At 69.3% G+C, this 17,363-nt stretch carries 14 protein-coding genes; 5 read left to right on the forward strand and 9 right to left on the reverse strand.

The features are described from left to right. The first annotated feature begins 33 nt into the window (after nt 1–33). Entirely contained in the window at nt 34–1,017 is a 984-nt protein-coding gene (locus tag AC1DE0_RS13105) for a magnesium transporter CorA family protein (RefSeq protein ID WP_478101138.1), read from the forward strand. Nucleotides 1,018–1,190: 173 nt separating this feature from the next. Next, a complete protein-coding gene (locus tag AC1DE0_RS13110) occupies nt 1,191–1,991 on the forward strand; it encodes a GNAT family N-acetyltransferase (protein WP_478101140.1) in 801 nt (266 codons plus the stop codon). 89 nt (nt 1,992–2,080) lie between these two features. Here the strand turns inward: AC1DE0_RS13110 and AC1DE0_RS13115 are convergent, their stop codons facing one another. The 4 genes from AC1DE0_RS13115 to AC1DE0_RS13130 are packed head-to-tail and all read right to left on the reverse strand — an operon-like array spanning nt 2,081 to nt 5,610. Continuing rightward, nucleotides 2,081–2,473 carry a universal stress protein gene (locus tag AC1DE0_RS13115; RefSeq protein WP_478101142.1) on the reverse strand — a complete coding sequence of 131 codons (393 nt, stop codon included), beginning with the start codon at nt 2,471–2,473 and terminating at the stop codon, nt 2,081–2,083. Beyond that, nucleotides 2,470–4,023, reverse strand: coding sequence for a tripartite tricarboxylate transporter permease (locus AC1DE0_RS13120; RefSeq protein WP_478101144.1), 1,554 nt, complete (start codon nt 4,021–4,023; stop codon nt 2,470–2,472). Before AC1DE0_RS13120 ends, AC1DE0_RS13115 begins: the two co-directional genes overlap by 4 nt. Next, nucleotides 4,023–4,565, reverse strand: coding sequence for a tripartite tricarboxylate transporter TctB family protein (locus AC1DE0_RS13125; protein ID WP_478101147.1), 543 nt, complete (start codon nt 4,563–4,565; stop codon nt 4,023–4,025). The genes AC1DE0_RS13120 and AC1DE0_RS13125 overlap by 1 nt, the downstream gene beginning before the upstream one ends. Before the next feature lies 1 nt (nt 4,566). Next, entirely contained in the window at nt 4,567–5,610 is a 1,044-nt protein-coding gene (locus tag AC1DE0_RS13130) for a Bug family tripartite tricarboxylate transporter substrate binding protein (protein WP_478101149.1), read from the reverse strand. Between the two features lie 101 nt (nt 5,611–5,711). Between AC1DE0_RS13130 and AC1DE0_RS13135 the strand changes: the two genes are divergently transcribed. Together AC1DE0_RS13135 and AC1DE0_RS13140 are read left to right on the forward strand one after the other, a co-directional pair. Continuing rightward, a complete protein-coding gene (locus AC1DE0_RS13135; protein WP_478101151.1) occupies nt 5,712–7,409 on the forward strand; it encodes a sensor histidine kinase in 1,698 nt (565 codons plus the stop codon). Continuing rightward, a complete protein-coding gene (locus AC1DE0_RS13140) occupies nt 7,406–8,080 on the forward strand; it encodes a response regulator (protein ID WP_478101153.1) in 675 nt (224 codons plus the stop codon). Before AC1DE0_RS13135 ends, AC1DE0_RS13140 begins: the two co-directional genes overlap by 4 nt. 96 nt (nt 8,081–8,176) lie before the next feature. Here AC1DE0_RS13140 and AC1DE0_RS13145 read toward each other — a convergent pair whose 3' ends face one another. The 5 genes from AC1DE0_RS13145 to AC1DE0_RS13165 all read right to left on the reverse strand — a co-directional run bounded on the left by AC1DE0_RS13145 (nt 8,177) and on the right by AC1DE0_RS13165 (nt 15,843). Next, nucleotides 8,177–12,094 carry a S8 family serine peptidase gene (locus tag AC1DE0_RS13145; protein ID WP_478101155.1) on the reverse strand — a complete coding sequence of 1,306 codons (3,918 nt, stop codon included), beginning with the start codon at nt 12,092–12,094 and terminating at the stop codon, nt 8,177–8,179. Nucleotides 12,095–12,235: 141 nt separating this feature from the next. Then, complete coding sequence (locus AC1DE0_RS13150) at nt 12,236–13,459, reverse strand: glycosyltransferase 87 family protein (protein ID WP_478101157.1); 1,224 nt, start codon at nt 13,457–13,459, stop codon at nt 12,236–12,238. A gap of 120 nt (nt 13,460–13,579) precedes the next feature. Beyond that, nucleotides 13,580–14,407 (reverse strand): serine hydrolase, encoded by an 828-nt coding sequence (locus tag AC1DE0_RS13155; RefSeq protein WP_478101160.1) that lies wholly within the window; start codon nt 14,405–14,407, stop codon nt 13,580–13,582. A gap of 1 nt (nt 14,408) precedes the next feature. Then, nucleotides 14,409–15,320, reverse strand: a complete 912-nt coding sequence (locus tag AC1DE0_RS13160; RefSeq protein ID WP_478101163.1) for an alpha/beta fold hydrolase — start codon at nt 15,318–15,320, stop codon at nt 14,409–14,411. A 19-nt stretch (nt 15,321–15,339) separates the two neighbouring features. Continuing rightward, complete coding sequence (locus tag AC1DE0_RS13165) at nt 15,340–15,843, reverse strand: phage holin family protein (protein ID WP_478101165.1); 504 nt, start codon at nt 15,841–15,843, stop codon at nt 15,340–15,342. A 379-nt stretch (nt 15,844–16,222) separates the two neighbouring features. On the opposite strand from AC1DE0_RS13165, the gene AC1DE0_RS13170 reads away from it, so the two are divergent. Then, complete coding sequence (locus AC1DE0_RS13170) at nt 16,223–17,344, forward strand: hypothetical protein (protein WP_478101167.1); 1,122 nt, start codon at nt 16,223–16,225, stop codon at nt 17,342–17,344. Nucleotides 17,345–17,363 lie beyond the last annotated feature (19 nt).

Consider the following 17,363-nt stretch of genomic DNA (forward strand, 5'->3'; position numbering starts at 1 on the left):
CCGCTGGAGGGCCGCTGGTGCCAGCATGGGGTCATGCAGGTGTCGTTCGTCAGTGCTGACGGGATCACCGACCACGCGGTCGCAGACCTGGAGGGGCTGCTGACGCGAACCGACGGGTTCGCCTGGGTCGACGTGCCCGACTGGGACGCCGAGGCGGAGGCCGTGCTCGCCGGCCCGATCCGGGCGCACCCGCTCGTCCGGCAGGCGTGTGCCGAGCGCAACTTCGTGCCGACGGTGCACGCGTACGAGCACCAGCTCTTCGTCATCCTCCACACGGCGCTCGCGGGGGAGGGCGGTCACGTGCACGTGCTCGAGCTCGACATGGTGGTCGGCGACCACTGCCTGGTCACGGTGCACGGGCCACGCAACCCCGTCGTCTCGGCGGAGGCAGCCGGCGAGGAGACCCGCGGCGTGCGGGAGAGGGTGGAGGCCGGTCGCCTGCGGCCGGATTCGCCGCACGACCTCGCGTATGCCATCGGCTCGGCGGTCGCCCGCCGCCAGAGTGCCGCCGTGCGTCAGGTGGCGACCCGGCTGCCGCCGATGGAGGAGAAGGTCATGGCGGCCGACTTCCGCCGGCCGGAGGACCTGCTCGAGCAACTCTTCCTCGTGCGGCACGAGCTCATGACGTCGCGCACGATGGCGGCGCAGGCGCACGACATCCAGGCGCGGATCCACTCGCTCGAAAGGTTCGTGCCCGAGGAGGCCAAGCGCCACGCCCGCGACCTGGCCGAGCAGTTCGAGCGGGTGCGCAACCTCGCCGACGGCGAGATGCAGTTCCTCGTCGGGGTCATCGACCTCTACCAGACGCGGGTCACGACGAAGATGACCGTCGCGATGGAGCGGCTCGCCGTCATCGCCGCGATCACGCTGCCCATCACCGCCATCGCGTCGGTCTACGGGATGAACCTCATCGTCAACAACGAGACGCACGTGGCGCAGCTCGTGATCGTGCTCGCGATCATGGCCGTGATCAGCCTCGGCCTGCTCCGCTGGGCCCACCGGCAGGGCTGGTGGTGACCGTGTGCCCCAACCGTCGAGAGGCCAAATTTGGCCGCCCCTCAACCGTCGAAAGGCCAATGTTCGCGGGGTCCGTCCGGTCGAGTGGCCGAAGTTCGTGACCACCTACTGGCCACTCGACATGACCCGGGCCGCGAACTTCGGCCTCTCGACGGGTGAAGGGGGATGAGCGCGTGGATCTGACCGCACCGGGGCTCGTGACCGACCTCGCGCTGCTCGAGCTGCAGGGGTCGACGGTCACCGACCGGGGCGACCACCTCGTCGTGCGCACCGAGTCCAACCCGACGTTCTGGTGGGGCAACTTCGTGCTCGTGGAGGGCTCGGCCCGCGCCGACGAGCTCGGTCGCTGGGTCGCCACCTTCGAGCGCGAGCACCCCGACGCGGCGCACCGCGCGATCGCCTTCAGCGAGGTGGGTGGCGACGCCGAGACCTGGGCCGAGCAGGGGTGGGACGTCGAGGTGGACGTCGACCTCGCCACGACGACGCTGCCGTCGGGCGGTCACATGCCCGACGGCATTCCGGCGCTGAGCGACGGCATACGCCTCCGGGAGCTCGTGAGCGACGCCGATTGGGAGCAGTCGGCCGAGGTCGGCGGCAGCGGCACGCCTGCCGACCGGCGCGACGGCCGTCTCACCTTCGAACGCCGCCGCGCCGCAGCGCAACGCGGCCTCGTCGAGACGGGCCGAGCACGGTGGTTCGGGGCGTTCGAGGGTGAGCGGCTCGTGAGCAACCTCGGCATCGTGCGGCTCGGCGATCTCGCGCGCTATCAGGACGTCGTCACCCTCGAGAGCCACCGACGTCGCGGCATCGCAGGCTCTCTCGTCCGCGCTGCCGGCGAGTGGGCCTTCGAGGACCCTTCTGTCACACAGCTGGTCATCGTCGCCGACCTCGACGGGCCGGCCCGGCGCCTCTATGAGCGTGCCGGCTTCGTCGAGGTCGCGCGCCACCTCGCCGTCTCGCGTTCCGTCCAGTAGACGCCCAGTGGCCGGTGCCCGAGCCGGGCACCGGCCACTCGACGCGTGGCCACTCGTGGCCTCACGACGGTCGAACGGGTTGGTGGTGGTCAGCCTGCCTTCACGGCGAGCACGGGACACGTCGAGTCCAGCAGCAGGCGTTGCGCCGTCGACCCGAGCAGCAGCTTGCCGACGGGGGAGCGGTGCCGGATGCCGATGACGAGCATCCGTGGGGACTCCGCGTCGATGATCGCGAGGATCGCGTCGGCGGGGTCGGTGCCGTGCTCGACCCGACGCACCTCGTGGTCGACGCCGGACTCGGCCAGGTCCTCGTCGAGGCGGTCGAGGTCGGAGCCGTCGGCGCGGTGGGCGTCGACGAGCTTGTCGTCGCGCGACATGTTGACGACGAGCACGCGGTCGCCGTGCGCTCGGGCCTCGGCGGTGGCGGCTGCCAGCGCGGCCTCGCCCTGCGGGGTCGGGATGTAGCCGACGAGGATGGTCATACCGTTGCCTCCTGGTTCAGCTCGGCCAGCAGACCCGAGCCCGGGCCGCCCCGACCGCCTCGACCGCCACGGGCCGCGCGGACGAGCTTTGCGATGAGCGGCCAGAGGATCGTCAGCAGGATGATGCCGTAGCAGACCCACGCGACCGGTCCGCCGACCAGGCCGCTGACCTCGCCGTGCGACAGCTGGAGCGACCGGCGCAGGTGCAGCTCGGCGATCGGGGCCAGGATCACGCCGATGATGAGTGGCAGGACGGGGAAGCCGAAGCGACGGATCGCTAACCCGACGAGCCCGATGGCCAGCAGGAGGTAGAGGTCGAAGGGCTGACCGTTGACCGCCCAGGCGCCCATCGTCGCGAAGAAGAGGATGCCGGCGTAGAGGTAGGGCCGTGGGATCTGGAGCAGCTTGGCCCACAGCGGAGCGAGCGGGAGGTTCAGCACCAGCAACAGGGTGTTGCCGACGAAGAGGCTCGCGACCAGCGTCCACACGAGCGCCGGCTGTTTCTCGATGAGCAGCGGTCCGGGCTCGAGACCGCGGCCCTGCAGGAAGGTGAGGATGATCGCAGCGGTCGCGTTGGTGGGCAGACCGATCGCGAGCAGCGGGACGAGCGTGCCGGCGGCGGACGCGTTGTTCGCGGCCTCCGGGCCCGCGACGCCCTCGATGGCGCCGTGGCCGAACTCCTCGGGGTGCTTCGTCAGCTTGCGCTCGGCGACGTACGAAAGGAAGGTCGGCACCTCGGCGCCGCCGGCGGGGATGGCGCCGAACGGGAAGCCGAGAGCGGTGCCGCGCAGCCACGGCTTCCACGAGCGCTTCCAGTCCTGCCGGCCCATCCACGGCTGCCCCACGGGGATGACGCCACCGGCTTTGCGCCGCAGGTGCGCTGCGACCCAGAGGGCCTCGCCGACCGCGAAGAGCCCGACCGCCACGACGACGATGTCGATGCCGTCGGCCAGCTGCGGGATGTCGAAGGTCATGCGCTGCTGACCGGTCACCTTGTCGATGCCGATGATGCCGATCGACAGGCCGATGAGCAGTGCCGCGAAGCCGCGGAGCCTGGACGACCCGAGCACCATGCTGGCGCCCACGAACGCCAGCATGATGATGGCGAAGTACTCGGGCGAGCCGAGCTGGATGGCGAGCGAGACCACCTGTGGCATGACGAGCACGAGCAGGGCCGTGGCGATGGTGCCGGCCACGAAGGAGCCGATCGCTGCGGTCGCGAGCGCCTGGGCGGCACGACCGGCCTTGGCCATCTTGTTGCCCTCCAACGCCGTGACGACGGAAGAGGACTCGCCCGGGGTGTTGAGCAGGATCGAGGTGGTGGACCCGCCGTACATGCCGCCGTAGAAGATGCCGGCGAACATGATGAGTGCCTGGGTCGTGTCGAGGGTGAACGTGATCGGCAGCAGCAGAGCGACGGTCATGGCCGGACCGATGCCCGGCAGCACGCCGACGGCAGTGCCCACCACGACCCCGATGAACGCGAAGAGCAGGTTCAGCGGCGTCATGACGTGGCCGAACCCCTCGATGAGGTGGTTGAGGTTGTCCATCACAGAATTCCTTGCAGGATGCCGGCGGGCAGGTTGACGCCGAGCCCGATGGCGAACACGTAGAAGGTGACGAGCGAGATCGCGAGCCCGACGAGGACGCCACGGATGTAGTGGCGGTTGCCGAGCGCGAAGGCGCAGCCGGCGAACAGGAGCGTGCCGGCGATGACCCAGCCGAGCGTCTCCATGAGAGCGGCGCTCGCACCGAAGACGACCACGAGCAGGCCGACGGTCTTCCAGTCGGCCTTGCTGCCGAGGTCGATGTCCTCGCCCTCGTCGGCCGCGCCCACGCCACCGCGACGGATGTCGATGGCGTAGAGGACCGAGACGATGAGCAGGAGGATCCCGAGGACGGTCGGGATCACCTTGGGTCCGAGCGAGTCGTTGGTGCTCGCCACCGGGGCGAGCTGGGCGGCGTTCACGAGCAGGAGGATGCCGAGGCCGGCGAGGGCCGCGCACATTCCGTACTGTGCGCGGTCCCCACCCTGCGTCTCGACGTCCTGCGCCGCGGTCTCGCCCGTGCGGTCAGGTGTCACGTCAGACATGTCAGCTCGTCAGCCCCAGGCCCTTGAGGATCTCGGCGACGGCGGTGTCCTGGGCCTTGAGGAAGGACGTGAACTGGTCACCGGTCTCGAAGGCGTCGGTCCAGCCGCGCTTCTTGAGCTCGGCCTTCCAGGCCTCGCTGCCGTGCATCTTGGTCAGTGCGTCGATCCAGACCTGCTTGTCTCCGGCCGAGATCTCCGGCGGGGCGACGATGCCGCGCCAGTTCGTGAAGGTGAAGTCGACGCCCGACTCCTTGAGCGTCGGGACGTCGGCGAGGGCGTCGACGCGCTTGTCGCTCGTGACGGCCAGCACGCGGATGGAGCCGGACTTGACCTGCTCGAGGAACTCGCCGAACCCGCTGGCGCCGAACGCGATCTTGTTGCCGAGGACCGCGGGGAGCAGCTCGCCGCCGCCGTCGTAGGAGATGTAGGACACCGTGGTCGGGTCGATGCCGACGGCCTTGGCCAGCTGCATGGGCAGGAGGTGGTCGGGTCCGCCCGGGCTGGAGCCGCCGCCGACGTTGATCTTCGACGGGTCCTTCTTCCACGCGTCGAGGAGGCTCTTGACGTCCTTGTAGGGCGAGTCCTTGGGCACGACGATGGCGCCGGCCTCCTCGATCAGCTTGGCGATCGGGGTCGTGTCGTTGAGCGTGGCCTTCGACTTCTGCGTGTAGGCCGCGCCGACGACGCCGAGGCCCATCTGCATGGCGAGCTTGCCGTTGCCCTTCTCGTTGACGACGCGCTGGAGGCCGACGGTGCCACCGGCGCCCGGCAGGTTGAAGACCTGGATGGAGCTCGTGATCTTCTGGTTCTCCAGGACCTGGGCCACCGTGCGGGCGGTCGTGTCGTAGCCGCCGCCGGGGCTGTTGGGGACCATGATCTGGAGGCTCGAGGCGGGGCCTGCGGCTGCGCCGGTGGACGTTCCGTCCTTCTTGGCGGTGGCTCCACAGGCGGAGAGGGCGAGGGTGCCGGCGGCGGCCAGGGCGACAAAGGCGCTGACGCGGACGGTGCGGGTGCGCCCGCCGGAGGCGGGGGTGTGAGTGCTCATCGGTGAGATCTCTTTCGCGTTCATGGGCTGGAACGGCATGATCGTGCCCGCGTGCCCCGACGGGTGTCGCCCTTGTGTCACCAATGGAGGTTGAGTTCGTTGTGGTCAAGCAGAGCACGGGCCGGTGGTTCGGTCGGCTGACCCTCACGGGGCAGCTCTTCGCCGTCCAGGTGCTCATTCTCGTCGGCATCCTCGTGGCCGTCGGGCTCGTCTCACTGGCGCAGTCGGAGGCCACCTTCACGCGTACGGAGGGCCGGCGCGTCTCGGCGATCGCCGAGCAGCTGGCCAGCACGCCGATCGTGCGCACCGAGATGGCCCCGAATGGCGTCCTCAACGTCCTCCCGTCCCTGATGCAGTCGACCGTGACGCAGTACAACGTCACCTCCATGACGTTGGCCGACGCCGACGAGAACGTACGCGTGTCGACCGACCCCACCCTCGAGCGCGCCCCGCTCCCGCTCGGGTCCCGGGCTGTGGCGGACGGCGCCAGCTGGACCGGCGTCATGGACCTGGACGGCGAGCGCATGATCGTCGCCCAGACCCCCCTGCTGTCGGTGCCCGACCCGACGGTCAAGGAGCCGCAGCCACCCGTCGGCACCCAGCTGGGGACCGTCATGATCGCGGTGGAGATGCCCTCGGCGCTGGACCGGCTCCAGGGTGCGTCGGCCTACCTGCCGACCTACCTCGGCATCGCGCTCGGGGTCGGCGGGCTGGGGGCGTGGCTCCTGTCGCGCCGGATCAAGCGTCAGACCCTCGGGCTCGAACCGAGTGAGATCACCGGCCTCGCGGAGAGCCGTGAAGCGATGCTGTTCGGCCTCGCCGAGGGAGTCGTGGCGCTGGACACCAACGAGCGGATCACGTTGGTGAACAACATCGCCCAGCGACTGCTGGACCTGCCGGAGCATGCCGTGGGGATGCGTCTGGACGACCTTCCGATCGGCCCTCGACTGCGCGACGTGCTGCGCGGTGTCGTCGACGCCGAGAGCACCGAGGAAGGCGATGCGGACGTCCCGCGTGACCAGGTGGTGCTGCGTCGGGGGCGGGTGCTCGTCATGAACCGCATGCAGGTGAGCAAGGACGGCCGGCCCCTCGGATCGGTGACCACGTTGCGCGACCGCACCGAGCTGGCGGATCTCGAGCGCGAGCTGGGGTCGTTCCGCAGCACGACCGAGCTGCTGCGGGCGCAGGCCCACGAGTTCGCCAACCAGCTGCACACCATCTCGGGTCTCATCCAGCTTGGCGAGTACGACGAGGTCGTCGGCTTCGTCGACTCGGTCAGCGAGAACCGGGCGCAGCTCGACCTCGCCGTGTCTCGCCGGGTCGGCGACACCGCGGTCGCGGCCCTGCTCATGGCCAAGGCGGCCCAGGCAACGGAGCGTCGCGTCGAGCTGCGGGTGTCCGAGGAGACCTCGATCGGGCGCCTGACGCAGCGTGACTCGGCCGACGTGTCAGTGGTCGTCGGCAATCTCGTCGACAACGCCATCGACGCCACGGCGACGTCGGCGGGTCCGGAGCGCTGGGTCGAGCTGACGATCCGACAGGACGCCTCGGCCGTCGAGGTCAGCGTGGTGGACTCCGGACCGGGGGTCGCGCCGGATGTCGTCACCGAGGTGTTCACGCACGGTTTCACCACCAAGGCGGCCCAAGCCGGCGAGCGGGGCATCGGGCTGGCCCTCACCCGGCTGATCTGTCAGCGTCGCGGCGGCGAGGTCGAGGTCCACAACACGCCCGACGGCGCCCGCTTCGTGGCCCGCCTCACCGTCGACGCCGGCGCCGCTCTCGGCAAGGAGACTTCATGATCAGCGTTCTCGTGGTCGACGACGACTTCATGGTGGCGCGCATCCATCGCGGGTTCGTCGAGCGCGTCGAGGGTTTCGAGGTCGTGGGCACGGCACGGTCCGGTGCCGAGGCGCTCCAGCTCGTCGAGGAGCTGCGTCCCGACCTGGTGCTGCTCGACCTCTACCTGCCCGACACGTTCGGACTCGACCTCCTCACGCGCCTGCGCGCGGCGGGCGCGTCGTGCGACGTGCTCGTCATCACCGCGGCCAAGGAGGCAGACTCCGTGCGACGCGCCGTTCGTGAAGGTGTCGTCGGCTACGTGCTCAAGCCGTTCGCCTTCCCCGACCTGGAGCAACGGCTCCAGGCGTATGCCGCCGAGCGGGCTCGGGCCCTGGCCGACGACGACCTGACCCAGGCCGAGATCGACGCTGCCTTCGTCTCAGGGCCACCGGGCGTCACGGGGCGATCGTTGCTGCCCAAGGGCATGAGCGCAGAGACGGCAGAGGCCGTGGCCGGTGCGCTGCGCCAAGCTGACGAGACGCTTTCGGCGACGGAATGCGCTGAGGTCGTGGGGATCTCACGGGTCAGCGCGCGCCGCTACCTCGAGCACTTCGTGTCAGGCGGGCAGGCCGTGGTGTCGCTGCGCTACGGCACGACCGGCCGTCCCGAGCGTCGCTACCGCCGCTCCTGAGCAGTCGCCCTGTCGGACGACCGGGCCGTATGCCGCAGGGCACCGTCCACGTGGACGGTGCCCTGCGGCATACCTGCTCGGTGACCTGCGGACGGGTCAGGTGACCTTGACCACCCGGCTGGGACCGTAGGAGGCGAGGTGGTCGCCGTCGTCCCAGAGGAACACCCGGTACGTCTGCGTCGCGCGGAAGGTGGGCTTCACCGAGAACGAGTAGGTGCTCGTCGAGCTGAGCGGCTTGGACGCGAGGGTGGTCCACTTGCCGCTGCCGACGTAGCGCTGGATGTAGACGGTCTGGCGGGCATGCGACGGGGCGACGGAGCCGGACAGCGCGAAGGTGCCGCCGAGCGGGACCGAGGTCCGGCTGAGGTTGCTCGTGATGGCCATCCGGACCCCCACGCGCCGCGCGGCGGAGGCGGAGCCCATGGCAGTCGCGGACCCCCGGTAGACCCAGAGGTAGTCCAGCGACGCCGACGGCTTGTGCGCGACGGCGACGGTGCCCGTCGAGCTCGTCGTCCGCGTGGCTGCGAGGACCCAGGCGGAGGTTCCCACCTTGCGCGCGAGCAGCTGCATCGGCACGCCGGCGATGGCCGCTCCGGTGTCACGACGAGTGAGTCTGCTGCTGACAGTGACGGATCCGCCGTAGGTGAGGGCCGTGACGTTGGAGGTCATCGTCTCGGCCGTGCCGACCAGCGTCACCGTCGCCGGGGCGCTGTAGTGCTGCGTGCGGTCCCTGGCCCAGATGCGGAAGCTGTAGGTCGTGCCGCTGGCGAGCTTGGGGACCGTCACCGTCGTGCCCGTGCCGAAGTAGACCTGCGTGCCCGAGTTGACGGTGGCCGGGGGAGTGGCCCCCGCGGCCATCTTCACGAAGTAGTTGTCCAGGTCGTAGGCCGCCGGCGGAGTCCAGGAGAGGGTCGCGCTGCCCCACGCCCCGACACCCTTGAACGAACCCGGGGTCGGGGGCGCGATGTCGGTGGTGCGGTAGGTGAACGTGAACGGCGTCGTCATCGTGGCGCCGGTCGTGTCCTGCACGCCGGAGACGAGGACGCGGTAGGCGGCGTTGTCGTAGAACGTGGCGGTCGGCTTGACCGTCGCCACTCGGGTCGCCTGGTTGTAGGTCACGGTCGCCGCGAGTCGGGCGCCCGTGCGGCCGTTGAGGATTCCCACCGTCGAGCTGTTCACGGACGCCGGGTCGACGTCACGAGCGAAGGTCACCGTCGGGGACGTCGTCACGGCTGCGCCGCCGAAGTCCGGCGGTGCGGCGCTGCGCACCCACTCCTGCTCGCCGGCGACCGTGGGTCCGCCTGTGTTGGAGAGGATCTCGAAGCCGTTGACCGTCCCGACAACGGCATCGACGCGACCGTCACCGGTGACGTCGCCGAGGACGAGGCCCGAGGGGTCGTGGTGCAGGCTAGAGACCATCGGCGACGTGCTCGGAGGCATGAGGGTGCCGTCGGGCCGCTGCTCCATGACGCTGGCCGTGCTCCAGAAGTCGTGGGCGCTGACCAGGTCGCGGCGTCCGTCTCCCGTGAGGTCGGCTGCCTCGAGGGGGCCGGGGATGTCGGGCATGCCGGAGACGACCGGGGCCGCGAGCGTGTGGTCGACCTTCTGGTGCCACACGAGGAGGCGGGCCGAGGGCGAGTTGCCGCCGGTCACGGCCGAGAGGTCGGCGAGGGAGTCGCCGTTGACGTCTGCCACCTCGATGCCGCTGGCATCGAAGTCCGTGAGCAGGGTCTGGACCTCGGTGGTCCAGCCGTCCGCGGCGTTGTGGAGCACGTGCAGCTCGCGGCCGTGGTTCGTGGCGACGTCTGGGCGCTCGTCGCCGTCGAGGTCGCCGACCTCGAGCTCGATCGCCGGCGCGGTGTCGATCACGGTGCGCACCCACGTGCCGTCGGACTGGACCGTCAGCGCCGCGACGTCTGTCGCGGTCGCCTGGACGAGGTCGACGTGTGCGTCACCGTCGAGGTCGACGGCCTTGACGAGGGTCGTGCCGGTCGTGCCGGGGACGACCTGGGGCGAGCCCAGTGTGTGGGCGGCGGTCTGCGGGAAGACCTGGATGCCGGCGTCGGTGCCGACGACCACGTCGAGCAGGCCGTCACCGTCGAGGTCGGTGACCGCGATGCTGCGCACGAGCGACGATCCGGACGTCGTGTAGGCGACGGGAGCCCCGAAACCTCCACCGGCGATGCCGCGCCGGACGTGGAACTTCCCGGCCTCGCCACCGGACTCGACACCGGCGACGAGGTCGTCGACGCCGTCGCCGTCGACGTCGGCGAGCTCGAGGGGGCCATAGCCACCGGACGAGGCCACCGGCGTACCGGCGTTGAGCACGCCTGCACTGCCCGGCTGGACCGTGAGCGTGTACGGGCGGTCTGCTCCGACGCGGGAGCCGTTGAAGTTGCGGACGCTGACGTAGTAGGTGCCACCACCCAGTCGGAGCGAGGCCGACTCGGGGTCACCCTCCGCGCCCTGGTCGACCTGGGCGACCAGCCGCAGGTTCTGGTCGTAGACGGCGAGGACCGCGTCGACGTTCTGCGGCAGGTTCGGGTCCATCACCGGAGGCGTCACCGTCACCTGCGTGGTGCGCTGGCTGGGGGAGTCGTAGCGGTACCAGTCGACGTCGCCCTCGACGCCGATGTTCCCCTGGATCGTGTCGGTGAGGACCGTGGCGCGGCTCGGCACGTCGTTCGGCTCGTTGACGCCCGAGGCCGGCTGGGGGAACTCACCACCGTTGCCGCCCCTGAGCGCGGTGCCGGCGTCGACGACGCCGTAGCCGTAGAAGGGGTCGATGCCACGGGGGCCGGCGTCGTTCGCCGTCGCGCGCAGTCGGGCCGAGATCTGGGCCGGGGTGTACGTCGGGTTCTGCGTGCGGATCAGCACGGCGATACCCGAGACGATCGGAGCGGCGAACGAGGTGCCGTCGCCGAAGTAGTAGTCCTTCAACCTGGTGGACAGGATGCCCCACCCCGGCGCTGCGACGTCGACCCAGTCACCGTGGGTGCTGAAGTCGGTGAGGGCGCCTTGGGCGTCGGTCGCGCCGACGGCAAGGGCCTCGGGGTAGGCCGCGGGGTACTCCGGCACGTCGGAGCCGGAGTTGCCGGCTGCCACGACGACAAGGGCTCCCTTGCCGACGGCGTACTTCACGGCGTCGTGCAGGGCCGGGCTGTCGTCAGGTCCACCGAGCGAGAGGTTGATGGTCTTCGCGCCGTGGTCGGCGGCCCACTTGATGCCCTTGATGACGTTGGTGTCGCTGCCCCGGCCGGTGGAGTCGAGAACCTTGACGGGCATGACCTTGGCGTCCCAGGCCACGCCCGCGATGCCTTCGGAGTTGTTGGTCCCTGCGGCGATGATGCCGGCAACCATCGACCCGTGGCCGTTGTTGTCGCTCTCGGCGCCCGTAGTGATCCCGACAGGGACGGGGGGAACGAAGTTCATGCCGGACATGGTGCGGCCGATGAGGTCGGGGTGCTGTCCATCGACGCCGGTGTCGACGACTGCCACCACCTGCGTGAGCGAGCCTTTCGAGCGGTCCCAGCCATTCGGCATGTGCACCGTGTCGAGGTAGCTCTGGTCGCCCGTGCCGTAGTAGAAGTCATTGGGGGTTGCGTACGCCTTGCGGACATAGTCGAGGGTGACCTCGGCCACGGCCGGGTCGGAGGCCAGACGGCTCGCCAGCTCGTCGGCCTTGCCGGTCGTCGTGACCTTGACGAAGCCGGTGCCGTCGACGGCCTCGGCTCCGCGCCCGCCGCGACTGTGCGTCGCCTTGTCGCGATCCGCCTTGGAGGCGTTCTTCTTGAACTTCACGAGCACCGTGTGCGGGTCGTGCGCCTGGTTCGTGTCTGGCTGACGCTTGGGCCTCGACTGGTGCTTGGTCGTCGGGCCGGGCTTGGCCTTGGGCGACGGGACCGAGGCTGCCGACGTGGTCGGCGCAGCGGAGGCGGTGGTGGTGGACAAGGCCGTGACGGGTGCGACGAGCGCAAGCGTCAGGGCCGCCGCAAAAGGACGGCGACTGAGCATATGGAGCCCCTGTGAGAAGTGGTCTGGCGAGCGAATCATGACAGACCGGAAGTCCCAGCTGACGTCTATGCCGGAAAGTACGAATCGGGGCCCGTTTGACGGGATGGTCGGTTGAGGACGCGGCGAACGCTGGCGGTGGCCCTACGCGCCGGACGAGACGCGTGGTGTCGTGCCCACCGGCTCCGGGACCGTGGAGTGAGTCTGCGGAGCCTCCGGTCCCGATCCCGCTATTGGGCGTGACGCCTCGCTCACCAGGATGGCCACGCCCACGATGACGTAGACGGCGGACAGCGCTGCCTTCCACCACGGAAAGGCGAGCTCGCCGAACGGTGTCTCGGTGTAGGTCATCCAGATGATGGGGTACCAGAAGAGGAACAGGACCACGGCCGCACGCCCGCGTTGACGACGCGCGACGAAGACTGCAAGCGCGACGATCATCCAGACCCAGTGGTGGCTCCAGGACACAGGCGAGCCGAGGAGGCCGCCGATCGCGATCCAGACGACGGCCGCGACCTCGGCGTCCGGCCCGTTCTCGCGCAAGCTGCGCCGTGCCGCTGCCGCTCCGAGTGCAACTCCGGCGACGGCCAAGGCGGCCTGCGCGGCGAGCGGGAGCTCCGGCCGGCCGAGCAGCCTGAGGGCCGCCGCCAGCAGCGACTGGTTGTCGGTGCCGACCACTGAGTCGGTGCCGAACTTGCCCAGGCCGAGGAAGCCGCCGCCCCAGAAGGACGCACTTGCTGCCGGCGCCAGGAGCCAGCCGATTGCCACGGACGCGGCGAACCCGATGCCCGTGCGTACGAGGGAGGCCCAGTCGCGCTTGAGGAGGAAGTAGACGATGAAGACGGCCGGGGTCAGCTTTATCCCGGCGGCCATACCGATGAGGAAGCCGCGCCAGCGCGCGGGGAGCACGAGGAGGTCGATCACGACCAGGGCCATCAGGATCAGGTTGACCTGGCCCAGAAGCAGGTTGCGCATCATCGGTTCGAGCGCCGCCGTCGCGACGACGATCCAGGCGATGGCGACCGGCCGCAGCCCGAGACGCCGCGATACGACGGTGATCACGGTTGCGAGGGCGGCCAGCGACGCGACGGTCAGCAGGAGCCGGGCGACGGCAACAGGTAGGAGGGCGAGCGGCACGAACATCGCCGCAGCGAAGGGCGAGTACGTGAACCGCAGGTCGACACTGCTCGCGACGGCGTAGAGGTCTCCTCCGTCGAGGAGCGTGCGTGCTCCCATGACGTACACGTCGAGGTCGACCCAGATGCCTTTGCTGATGCCCCGCCACTGCGCCCACCCGAACATGGCGGTCACCATGAAGGCGAGCGCGACCGTAAGGCGCTTCACCGGCCGTGACGTGACGTCCTGCATGCTCATCCCGTTCGTGAGGTGGCCGGCGGATCCGGCCCGGTCGTGTCGACCACCCCGGCCATTCTCGACGAGCAAACCTCGGAAATCCGCCCAATCGGCACAATCAGCCCACGGCTGCGGTCAGAGCTGGGCGAGGACCTGCTCGCCGACATGGCGCATTCCGCGCAGCACGGCCCAGACCGTGAGGTGGTCGAGGGTGGTGCCGGGGGTTGGGTCCCAGTTGGCGATGGCTGCCCACGTGACCGTCCGGTCATCGACGGTGACGGCACCGACATCGGCGCGCACGCCGGCGTCGGTGCCGGTCTTGTTCCAGAACGCCGTCGGCAGGGCGAGCGAGGCGTGGTGGGCGATCGGGTCGAGCCCGCCCTGCTCGACGAGCGCCGAGCCGACCATCGACTGGTCGACGTTGGCCGACAGCCACTGGCGAACCAGGTGATCCGCCTCGGGGCCTGCGGCGGTGCCGCTCGCCAGGCGGCTCATGAGGGTGCTCAGCTCGCCAGCAGTCCCGGTCGAGAGGGTCGCCGGATGGTCGGCCTCTCGCACGTCGCGGACCTGGTCGTGCAGGGCCGTGGCCCGGAGCCCAAGGGATGTGGCACGCGCGGCGACCTCGGCCAGCCCGACCCGACGGAGCAGGACGTTCGTCGCGAGGTTGTCGGAGACGGCGCCGACGAGAGCGGCCACATCGACCAACGGCAGTGTCTCGACCGAGAGGGTGTGCCAGAGTCCGGAGTCCCCGACCCAGAGATCGACGCTCCGAGTCAGGGGCTCGTCAGGGGACAGCTCGCCAGCAGCGATGCCCCGTGCCGTCTCGACGAGGAGGAGCACCTTCCCGACGGATGCCGTACGCATCGGCTCGTCGCTGCCGGCCACGCCCAGCGGCATACCTGATTTGTCACGTACGCAGACCGACCACGTGACCCCGCCGGCCTGTGGAAGCTCGAACTCCATGTCAGACAAGGGATCCGAGCCACTTGACGAGAGCGGCATTGACCTGGTCGGGTGCCTCCTCGGTGAGGAAGTGGCCCGCGCCCGGGACCTTGACCTGGTGGTAGTCACCCGGGACGAAGGCGCCCGAGCCGTGGGTCGCGGACGCGATGACGCAGCCGTCATCCGAGCCTTGGAGCTGCAGCACCGGCACCCTGATCGCGTGTCGGATGCGCCGCATGAAAAGGGGGCCGTCGGGCCGGACCGATGAGCGGCCGAGCCACCGGTAGTGCTCCGCGGCTGAGTGAGCGACGAACGGGATCATCATGGCGTCGCCGTAGCGCTCGACGTCCTCGCGATCGGGGAACGACCCGAAGGGCGAGGCCCACGCGCGCAGGAGGTTCTCGACGTAGTCGTGCGACTTGGCCATCTCGCGCTCGGGCACGAAGGGTGTCTGGAGCGCGCCGATCCACGAGGAGGCCCGGCGCTGCTTGGAGTTGGTCCACGTCGCGTGGCGCATGATCCGCGGGTGGGGCATCGACAGTGACGCGATCGCGCGCGTCACGTCGCGACGCAGCACGGGCATGCACCACGCCACCCAGCCACCGAGGCCCTGGCCGACGACGATGGCGTCCTTCTCGCCCAGGGCACGGATGACGCTGGCCGCGTCGAGGGTCGCCATGTACGTGTCGTAGCCACGTGGAGGCTTGTCGGAGGCACCATAGCCACGAAGGTCCATCGCGGCGACGCGGTAGCCGGCGTCGGCGAGCGCGACCATCTGGTGGCGCCAGGTGAACCAGAACTGCGGGAAGCCATGCAGCATGAGCACGAGCGGCCCGTCGCCCATCTCGGCGATGTGGAAGCGCGCCCCGTTCGCGGAGACGTACCTGTGCTCCCAGGGCCCGTCGATGTTGACGAAGGCAGCGTCGACTGGCATCGGAGGGGTCGGTCGGATCTCAGGCGTCGCGCGACGGATCGGGCTGCGCCGTTGGCGCCGTCGCCGTGGCGGGGATGTCCTTGCGGTCCCACTCGGGACGCGCGGCCGGCACGACGGTGCCGGGGTTCTCGGTCGCGGACTTGAGCGCGGCGACGGTCGTCTGCGCTTCGGCGATCGTCTTCTCGGGTGTCGGCTTGACGGTCTTCATCTTGCGGATGCCGAGGTAGGCGAGGAGCCCCGCGACGAGGAGCATGAAGACGGTGACGATGAGGAAGCTGAGCCACCGGGGGAGGCCGAGCGCCTCGATGCCCTCGGCGATCGTGATGAAGATGAAGTAGACGGAGTAGAAGACGATGACGCCTGCGGCCGCGAGCAGGCCGCCGCCGATGCCCGCCTTCTTGACCTGCACCGAGACCTCAGCCTTGGCCAGGGCGATCTCGCTGCGCACGAGCGTCGAGATGTCCTGTGACGCGGACGCGACCAGCTGGCCGAGTGTCCGCTCCTGCCGGGGATCCGTGCTCATCGGCTCACTTCCTCGGTTCTCGAAGGCGAATGTCTGGATGGCTACTGCGCGGGCGCGCCCACCGGTTGCCACCCTACTGCGAGCCCCGTACCCGAACGACGGTCGGCTCCGACTTGGTCGTGTGTGGACGATCGAGGCGATTTGTCCAATTTTGGAGAATGGACGCCCTGCGCGCTCTAGCCTGTGGCTGGGTTGCCGAGAGCTAGTGGGGGTTGGGATGCGTGACGGCCGACTGGATGACAAGCCGGACGTTCAGCCGCTCAACGCGGAGTCGCGGATGAGCCGCGTGCGACAGCACCGGGACCCTCCAAGGACCTCTGGGACGAGCGGATATATCGCATTTCCGCTGGCGGTCTTCGCAGCCACTCGCATCGTAGTGATGGTGTTCGTGGCACTCGCGGCCGGAAGGCAGGTTGCTCTCCCAACGGGTCTCGAGTTCATCTTCATGAACCACCCCAAACCCGCCCACCCGAGCTACTGGGAAATCGTCACGAACTGGGACGGCCAGTGGTACGAGTCGATCGCAGTGAACGGCTACCAAGTCGCATCGGGGGAGTCACTGGCTGCCCGTGACAGCCTCTGGGCTTGGTCGTTCCCCCCTCTCTATCCCATGGTTGTTCGGGTCGTAATGGCCCTGACCACTCTGCCGTTCGCGTATGCGGCTTCGCTTGTAAGCGTCGCTGCCGGCGCTGCGGCAGCCGTGATGCTGTACCGCCACCTGCATCGGTCCGGAGGGCGATCCCTCGCCCGTGTGGCCGTGGTACTCGTGTGTTGCTTCACCAGCGCGCCCCTGTTCCAATTTGCCTACACGGAATCACTCAGCCTCCTCCTCCTCATGGTGTTCTTCTGGGCACTCGCGTCGAGGCGATACATGTGGGGGATGGTCGCCGTGGTCGCCCTGTCTTTCACGCGACTCATCACTCCCCCATTGGCGATCGTGATTGCCGCCCACGCCTGGCAGCGATTCCGCCAGGAGGGTCGCGCGTTCACCGGAAACCGCCGCTCGCTCGCCCTCTTGACGGTGACTGGGGTGTATGCGGTGGCGGGAGCGTTTGCATGGCTGTCAATCGCGTCCGTCTTTGTGGGCGCGGAGTCGGGGCTCGCACGCACCCGGAGCCAACGATCACTCCACCTCGGGTGGTTCGGTGATGCGTTGGAGTACTCGGGCGTGGTGCTGCTGGCGCTGTTGCTGCTGATCCTTGTGGTTCTGCTGCTCGCCGCCTTGAGCAAGCGAAGTGAACCGTGGGGACTTGAGCTTCGTGCATGGTCATTCGCCTACCCCCTGTTCCTCAGCGTGGCCACAACCATGCATCCGGGCATCCTCAGGTACCTGCTGCTCTCCCCGACGTTCCCACTGCTCCTGGTGGGCAGCGTCACGAAGCCTTCTCGTGCCAAGCTCGCCTGGGTATCGATCGTCTGCGTGCTGCTACTCGCGAGCCAATACTGGTTCGTCAGTCACCTGTTGGTCATCGACCGACATGTGAAAGCCTTCGGCCCCTGAGCTCTGGGCTCCCGACGGA

The organism is Terrabacter sp. 05T424 (genome assembly GCF_056396225.1).

Coding starts and splice junctions, on each gene's coding strand:
- AC1DE0_RS13105 (WP_478101138.1), top strand. CDS start 34: ATGCAGGTGTCGTTCGTCAGTGCTGACGGGATCACCGACCACGCGGTC.
- AC1DE0_RS13115 (WP_478101142.1), bottom strand. CDS start 2,473: ATGACCATCCTCGTCGGCTACATCCCGACCCCGCAGGGCGAGGCCGCG.
- AC1DE0_RS13120 (WP_478101144.1), bottom strand. CDS start 4,023: ATGGACAACCTCAACCACCTCATCGAGGGGTTCGGCCACGTCATGACG.
- AC1DE0_RS13125 (WP_478101147.1), bottom strand. CDS start 4,565: ATGTCTGACGTGACACCTGACCGCACGGGCGAGACCGCGGCGCAGGAC.
- AC1DE0_RS13130 (WP_478101149.1), bottom strand. CDS start 5,610: ATGAGCACTCACACCCCCGCCTCCGGCGGGCGCACCCGCACCGTCCGC.
- AC1DE0_RS13140 (WP_478101153.1), top strand. CDS start 7,406: ATGATCAGCGTTCTCGTGGTCGACGACGACTTCATGGTGGCGCGCATC.
- AC1DE0_RS13145 (WP_478101155.1), bottom strand. CDS start 12,094: ATGCTCAGTCGCCGTCCTTTTGCGGCGGCCCTGACGCTTGCGCTCGTC.
- AC1DE0_RS13150 (WP_478101157.1), bottom strand. CDS start 13,459: ATGCAGGACGTCACGTCACGGCCGGTGAAGCGCCTTACGGTCGCGCTC.
- AC1DE0_RS13155 (WP_478101160.1), bottom strand. CDS start 14,407: ATGGAGTTCGAGCTTCCACAGGCCGGCGGGGTCACGTGGTCGGTCTGC.
- AC1DE0_RS13160 (WP_478101163.1), bottom strand. CDS start 15,320: ATGCCAGTCGACGCTGCCTTCGTCAACATCGACGGGCCCTGGGAGCAC.
- AC1DE0_RS13165 (WP_478101165.1), bottom strand. CDS start 15,843: ATGAGCACGGATCCCCGGCAGGAGCGGACACTCGGCCAGCTGGTCGCG.
- AC1DE0_RS13170 (WP_478101167.1), top strand. CDS start 16,223: ATGGTGTTCGTGGCACTCGCGGCCGGAAGGCAGGTTGCTCTCCCAACG.